This window comes from Desulfonatronospira sp. (genome assembly GCA_003563255.1).
Classification (GTDB): domain Bacteria; phylum Desulfobacterota; class Desulfovibrionia; order Desulfovibrionales; family Desulfonatronovibrionaceae; genus Desulfonatronospira.
Genome location: PWSL01000518.1, coordinates 1 through 6,626, shown reverse-complemented (window position 1 = coordinate 6,626; position 6,626 = coordinate 1). Strand labels below are relative to the sequence as shown.

Sequence of the window (6,626 nt, the reverse complement as noted above, 5' to 3'; positions counted from 1 at the left end):
TAATAAATTACAAAGATCTTCAAACCTTATATTGGCATCTGCTTTTCCCTGCAGTATTTTTTGAATCAACTTTTCATACTTTGCCATAACTCCACTTCCTTCCCAGCTCTTTTAAGCCTGGCCTTTATCCAGTCATCCAGGGCCACACACTGCTCCACTTTGCCCGGAACCTCCTTACCGGGGAGCTCCCCTCCGTTTTCCTGGAGTACTTCAAAAGCAGCAAAAATAACTTTTGAACCAAGCTCACTGGTCTGGGACTGTTTTTTCATGATGGGACTCTCAATCTTTTTTTAAGACGTGTTGAAAAGGAAGGATAACAAACCAGAAAAATATCTGTTGGCATGTAAGTGCCATATTTCAGCAGGATAGACAAGGACAACAAGGGGAAGATCCGGGCAATTATGAATGCCTGAATATTTCCTGCAATATTTTAAGCGGATGGACAAGAGAATTTGGCTGGGCCGCATTCCTTATATAAATTACTTTTTGGTGGACAAGCCGACTATTTTAATTGGTAGCCCAACCATCATACTTAAATATCAGGATAAACCCTGTTAAATCCTGCCGAGCCAGGGCCGCTTTGCGACATTTCATTAGGCAGGTTTCTTTTACCATTTTGCGTCAAACTCATTCTGGGTAAAAAACGGTCTTTTTCAGGATATGCCTATGTCCTGGGTGAGTTCCATGCGCATTTTGCCCTGGGCTGTCTTGATCCTTTTGAAGGCCTCCTTCAGGGACTGCCGGTCGATATAGGTGAGCATCTTCGGCTGTATCAGGTTGTCCGCGGTTTTACCATCGTCCACTATCATCCTGGCCTGGTGCGACAGACGCAGGAGCATCATGAAGCCGTAGGCATGGGATAGTTCATCAAAGTCCTGTCCAGAGAGTACGCCCTGTTGACGCAGCCTTTCCAGCCTGTCCAGGGTGTTGGTTTCAGCAATAAAATATTTCAGGGCATAAAGGCGGGCGAAATCCACCAGAAGCTGCATGGGCTGTTTTATATCCAGGGAGTTTTTCTTTTCTTTGGTGTTTTTTATAACCAGGTTGCCGAAAAAATCCAGCGGCGGCTTGAAACGCAGGGTATTTTCGGCAAAGTGTCTGAAAAAACCCTTCCATTTTCCCAGGGATTGAAAAAGGTATTGCCTGAGCTCGTTCACCATGCCTTTATCGCCGTAACCCAGCCTGAAGTCGAAAAATATACTGGAATGCAGAAGATCCTCCGGCTCCACCTGGTGAATCCAGTCCCAGAAGTATGTCTTCCACTGGCCCAGTGACTGGCACCACTTGGGATTCCGGGCCATTATGCCGAAATTACAGAAAGAAAAACCCACCTCATCCAGCCGGGTGCATATCCTGTCGCCAAGTTCCAGAAAATATTTTCTAACCTCCTCTTCTCGCTCCGGCTCTACGTCTTCGTACACTATGGCATTATCCTGGTCCGTCTTGAGGGTCTGCTCCTTACGCCCTTCGCTGCCCAGGATCATGAATGCAAACCGCGCCGGAGGATGTCCCATTTCGTCTATTGCCCAGGCCGCGATTATTTTGAGTATGGCATCGGAAATCTCGGTGATGATCCGGTTCAGATGCCCCGCCCTGGCCCCGCTGTCCATGAGGGACTTGATCATGCCCGGCACCTGAAGCTGCCTGTGTTTGAGCTCTTCAATGGTCTGAGCCAGTTGAATCTCCCTCATAAGATAAACCGGGGATCTGCCCTGAGCCAGTAAGAGGTCCTGTTCCGTGGCTATGCCCAGTACATTGTCCCGGTCGTCGGTGATTACCAGATGTTTAACACTGTGTTTCATCATCATGATAATGGCTTCAAACACCTGGGAATCTTCAGACAGTGTAATCAGCGGCCTGGATGCAATCTCCTTCACCGGGTTGTGCACCGGGTAATTTTGGCTGACCACCTTGCTTCTAAGGTCATTATCCGTAAGCAGGCCTATGCTTTGATCCAGGGCGTTCATGGTCACTACTGCGCTTTTATTAAGGTCCCGCATAAGGGCGGCCGCCTCCTTGATGCTTGCGTATTCGCTGCATGAGGCGAATTCTCTTGAAAAAATATCCCTTAGCTTAAAGTTCAGAAAAGCCGAAGATGATACCTGTTTTTCATCGTCCATGTTGCCGGTAATCAGGGCCTGGTATGGTGCCTGAAGCATATGGCTGCAGAAAGCCCGGGCGAAAAACTGGATAAATTCGGGATAGCGGGAACAAATATCCAGGAAGTGCTCTTTGGGCAGCAGGTAAAGCTTTGACTCCTCAAGGGTCCTGACGGTGCGGATGGAGATGCTTTTGTTGAAGAGTACCGACAGAGCACCGTAAATACTTTTCTCCCCCAGGATATCGCGAAGTTTTTTGTCTTCTTCTTCCAGAATAAACTTTTCCATCTTTCCGGAAGAAACAATGTATATGTGATTTAAAATAGACTTGTTCTGGACAAAAAGTGTTCTGTCCGCCGGGAATCCGGCATGGGTGAGACTTTGCGCTACCCTTGAGATTTCCTTTTCGGGAAGGATATCAAAAGGTTCCACTGAGGACATAAAGTCAACAATCTGGTCATTCATGGCTTCGCTCCTAGGTAACCATTCAGGGTCAGGGGGGCCGATACCGGTAACCACCATCTAAAACCCCCCTGAATGGTTATGCTTCTGTGGCTTCAAGGGGGCAAACGCCATCATTATGGCATAACCGGCAAAATTTCCTCGATAAATGAGCACCTCCCCTTTGTAAATGCAACATACACTTTTTTGGTATTTTAACCAATCATTTATTACCGCTGACCACATAATGCATGAAACATGTTATTTTGTCGCATACAAATAATGCAAACTTAAGCATTCAGGGGGTGCCGGAACCGGCCCGGGGACAGTCCCCAGGGCCTTGTGCCAGGAACTACCATTGAGGACCCTCCTGAATGCTTACATTCAAACAGGGAGCATCTTGCGGTGTATTTGTTTAGCGCTTTGCATGTGGCCCGGGGACTGCCTGTCCCCTGCTTTCCTCAAATGCGCTAAACAGATACCTTGCGGTTGTCCGGGCAGACAGGAGGTTAACCCCGGGTAAAGATGAGCCGGCAGGAATGAGCCCATAATATCAATTTTAAGGAGGAGGTTATGTCCAAGCGTTTTGACGAGTACTGGAAGAAAAACCTGACCCTGATCGGGGTGCTGCTGGCCATTTGGGCCTTTGTATCCTACGGCCTGGGCATTTTTCTGGTACAGCCACTGAACAACTTCTGGATAGCCGGATTCCCCCTGGGATTCTGGTTCGCGCAACAGGGTTCCATCTATGTATTCGTAATCCTGATCCTGGTTTACTGTGTACTCATGAACAAACTGGACCGGGAATATGATGTTGATGAACAATAACTGCTGGATGTTTCTGCAGACAACCATTTATATTTTTGGGAGGGGAAAATAATGTCCATTCTGGCCTGGACCTATATAATGGTCATCTTATCATTCGGATTATACATTTTCATTGCCTGGCGCTCCAGGGTCCAGGAGACCAAGGGCTTCTACGTGGCCGGGTCTTCGGTGCCGCCTCTGGCCAACGGTATGGCCACTGCGGCGGACTGGATGAGTGCTGCTTCATTTATTTCCATGGCCGGTCTGGTCTCCTTTATGGGCTACGCCGGAACGGTTTATCTCATGGGCTGGACCGGGGGTTACGTGCTCCTGGCCCTGCTGCTGGCACCTTATCTGCGCAAGTTCGGCAAATTCACCGTGCCCGACTTCGTAGGGGACAGGTATTATTCTTCCACCGCCAGGATCGTGGCTCTTATCTGTGCCATATTCATATCCCTGACTTATGTTGCTGGGCAGATGCGCGGAGCAGGCATTGTCTTCAGCCGCTTCCTGGAAGTTGAAGTCAGCACCGGGGTGGTCATAGGCATGGCTGTTGTCTTTTTCTATGCCGCCCTGGGGGGTATGAAGGGCATAACCTGGACCCAGGTTGCCCAGTACTGTGTCCTGATTGTCGCCTTTATCCTGGCCGCTGCCGCCATTTCCTTCAAACTGACCGGAATGCCCATCCCCCAGATAGGCTTCGGCTCCTCCCTTATCGAGGGAGAGCGCGCCGGGCAGTATGTCCTGCAGGCCATCGACGGCATCCACGAAGATCTCGGTCTGCACCGCTATACCGAGGCCTTTCATCCAGGAGGCATGGGTATGCTTTCCGTAGTCAGCATTACCCTGGCCCTCATGGTAGGCACAGCCGGGCTTCCCCACGTCATAATCCGCTTTTTCACCGTTCCAAGCGTAAAAGCTGCCAGAATAAGCGCCTTCTGGGCTCTCCTGTTCATCGCCCTTCTGTACACTACAGCACCCACAGTGGCCGGATTTGCGCGCTATAATATGATCGACACCATAAACGATACACCCTACACCGAAGCCCCCAGCTGGTTCAAAAACTGGGAGCAGACCGGCCTGGTGGCCTGGGTGGACAAGGCCGGAGACGGGATCATCCGGTTCAGGGACGGCGATCCCTTTGTAGGCTCTCCGAATTTGACCGGAGAAAGGGGGGAATACGGTGAGAGACTGGTTTCAAATGAACTGACGGACAACGACAACGAGCTGTACATCGACCGGGATATAATCGTGCTGGCCAGCCCGGAAATGGGCAATCTGCCGGCCTGGATGGTGGGACTTGTAGCTGCGGGGGGTCTGGCTGCGGCCCTTTCTACGGCCTCGGGGCTGCTCATAGTCATAGCCTCGTCCATTTCCCACGATCTGTATTACCGGATACTGAACCCCCAGGCCACTGAACGACAGCGCATGGCGGTGGGACGGATCATGATCGCTATTGCCGTGCTCATCGCCGGATATTTCGGGATAAATCCGCCCGGGTTCGTGGCCGAGGTGGTGGCCTTTGCCTTCGGGCTGGCCGCCTCGTCATTCTTTCCCATAATAATCCTGGGCATATTCACCACCTGGGTCAACCGGGAAGGAGCCATTGCCGGGATGATCGCCGGAATAAGCTTTACCATGATGTATATCATCCAGACCAAGTTCATGGGCATGGATCCCTGGTTCTTCGGCATCGTACCCGAAGGCATAGGTACCGTGGGCATGCTTATAAACGCCGCAGTCACCCTGACTGTGTCTTCCTTTACCAAATCTCCCCCGGCCCATATCCGGGAACTGGTACAGAACGTGCGCACACCGCGTGGTTCAGGAGAAGCTTCCGGGCATTAACGCCCTGTTTTTTTCCTTAATATGCTGCAGCCGGCCCGGGAACAATTCCGGGCCGGTTTTTTATGGTTATCTGGTCATTGCTTAGGAAGAAGAAATGAGTTATTAACTCCAGATGCAGGCGAATGCCTCCTGTTACCGGGTACAGGGGTAGAGGACCGTATCTGTGGCCGCAATAAACAACCAAGGAGATAATTATGAGTAAAAAGGTATATGTATATGCCCTCAGTACCTGTGTGCACTGCAAAAATACAAAAAAATTCCTGGAAGAAGAAGGCATAGAGTATGATCATGTTGACGTGGATCAGCTCACTGGAGATGAAAGGGAAAAGGTTGTAAACGAGGTCAAGGAATACAACCCCAAGCTGTCTTTTCCCACCCTGGTGGTGGAAGGAGAAAAGGTCATAGTCGGACTAAAAAAGGATGAAATCAAGGAGGCCTGTGGAAAATGACCCCGGAAAAACTTTATGAAGCACTGCAGAGAATACAGGAGCCAAAGGGGTATTTTTTCAACAGGGACCGTGAGATGGTCCTGGAACTTCTCCAGAGCCTTATTTCCAATAAGGAACAGCTGGGTTACATGGCCTGTCCATGCAGGCTGGCCTCCGGGGACAGGGATCAGGACAGGGACATAATCTGCCCCTGCGAATACCGTGAGCCGGATGTAAAGGAATACGGAAGCTGTTATTGCGGTCTTTACGTTTCCAGGGAATGGAACGAGGGCGATATCCCCAGGGAATACGTCCCGGAACGCAGGCCCCCGGAAAAGATGATGTGACAGCAAAAAGTCATTTTTGCAGTCACAGAGGTCAGAGGTCAGTAAAACAAATCGTTATGTAGTATCTGTTTAGCGCTTTAGATGTGGCATGGGGACAGGCTCTTCCGGGACCCACTTGTCCCAGAAAATGAGTCATTTTGAGCACAAATTGATGCTCAAGTGGGTCCCGGAGTGCCTGTCCCCTGGTTTCCTTAAAAGCGCTAAACAGATACGTTATGTAGATTGTTGATTCCTGAATTATTCATTACCCGACTTTTTGCAGGTGCATCAACGATTGTATTATAGAATCATTATACCCTCAGGAAGGTTTGAAATGAAAGAAAAGGTACAGGAAGTACTGGAAAAAATCAGGCCGTCGCTTCAGGCTGACGGCGGAGACGTGGAGCTGGTGGAGGTTACCGACGACAACGTGGTCAAGGTGCAGCTGCAGGGTGCATGCAAGGGCTGCCCCATGTCCCAGATGACCCTTAAAAACGGCATTGAGCGCTTGATTATGCAGGAACTGCCCCAGATCAAGTCCGTGGAAGCCGTCTAAGTCCTCTCAAAATGTCTTTTTTCAAGGCGGATCTGCAAGGGTCCGCCTTTAATTTTTCAAGTCCTGATTTCAAGGAGAACAAGATGAGCAAGGTTGTTGCCAGGTTCGCCCCCAGCCCCAC

At 50.1% G+C, this 6,626-nt stretch carries 7 protein-coding genes; 5 read left to right on the top strand and 2 right to left on the bottom strand.

Features of this window, described 5'->3' with window-relative positions:
• Positions 1-65: 65 nt before the first annotated feature.
• Complete coding sequence (locus QZP87_RS15080) at positions 66-269, bottom strand: hypothetical protein (protein ID WP_291323752.1); 204 nt, start codon at positions 267-269, stop codon at positions 66-68.
• Positions 270-653: 384 nt separating this feature from the next.
• Positions 654-2,564 carry a DUF294 nucleotidyltransferase-like domain-containing protein gene (locus QZP87_RS15075; protein WP_291323751.1) on the bottom strand — a complete coding sequence of 637 codons (1,911 nt, stop codon included), beginning with the start codon at positions 2,562-2,564 and terminating at the stop codon, positions 654-656.
• 549 nt (positions 2,565-3,113) lie between these two features.
• On the opposite strand from QZP87_RS15075, the gene QZP87_RS15070 reads away from it, so the two are divergent.
• From QZP87_RS15070 to QZP87_RS15050, 5 genes are all read left to right on the top strand, one after another.
• The gene (locus QZP87_RS15070; protein WP_291323750.1) at positions 3,114-3,368 is read left to right on the top strand and encodes a DUF4212 domain-containing protein; all 255 of its coding nucleotides are present in this window, start codon (positions 3,114-3,116) and stop codon (positions 3,366-3,368) included.
• Positions 3,369-3,419: 51 nt separating this feature from the next.
• Positions 3,420-5,195, top strand: a complete 1,776-nt coding sequence (locus QZP87_RS15065; RefSeq protein ID WP_291323749.1) for a sodium:solute symporter family protein — start codon at positions 3,420-3,422, stop codon at positions 5,193-5,195.
• Between the two features lie 194 nt (positions 5,196-5,389).
• A complete protein-coding gene (locus tag QZP87_RS15060; protein WP_291323748.1) occupies positions 5,390-5,644 on the top strand; it encodes a glutaredoxin family protein in 255 nt (84 codons plus the stop codon).
• The gene (locus QZP87_RS15055) at positions 5,641-5,970 is read left to right on the top strand and encodes a ferredoxin-thioredoxin reductase catalytic domain-containing protein (RefSeq protein WP_291323747.1); all 330 of its coding nucleotides are present in this window, start codon (positions 5,641-5,643) and stop codon (positions 5,968-5,970) included. The genes QZP87_RS15060 and QZP87_RS15055 overlap by 4 nt, the downstream gene beginning before the upstream one ends.
• Before the next feature lie 313 nt (positions 5,971-6,283).
• On the top strand, positions 6,284-6,505 hold the full coding sequence (locus tag QZP87_RS15050; RefSeq protein WP_291323746.1) for a NifU family protein: 222 nt from the start codon (positions 6,284-6,286) through the stop codon (positions 6,503-6,505).
• Positions 6,506-6,626: the final 121 nt, after the last annotated feature.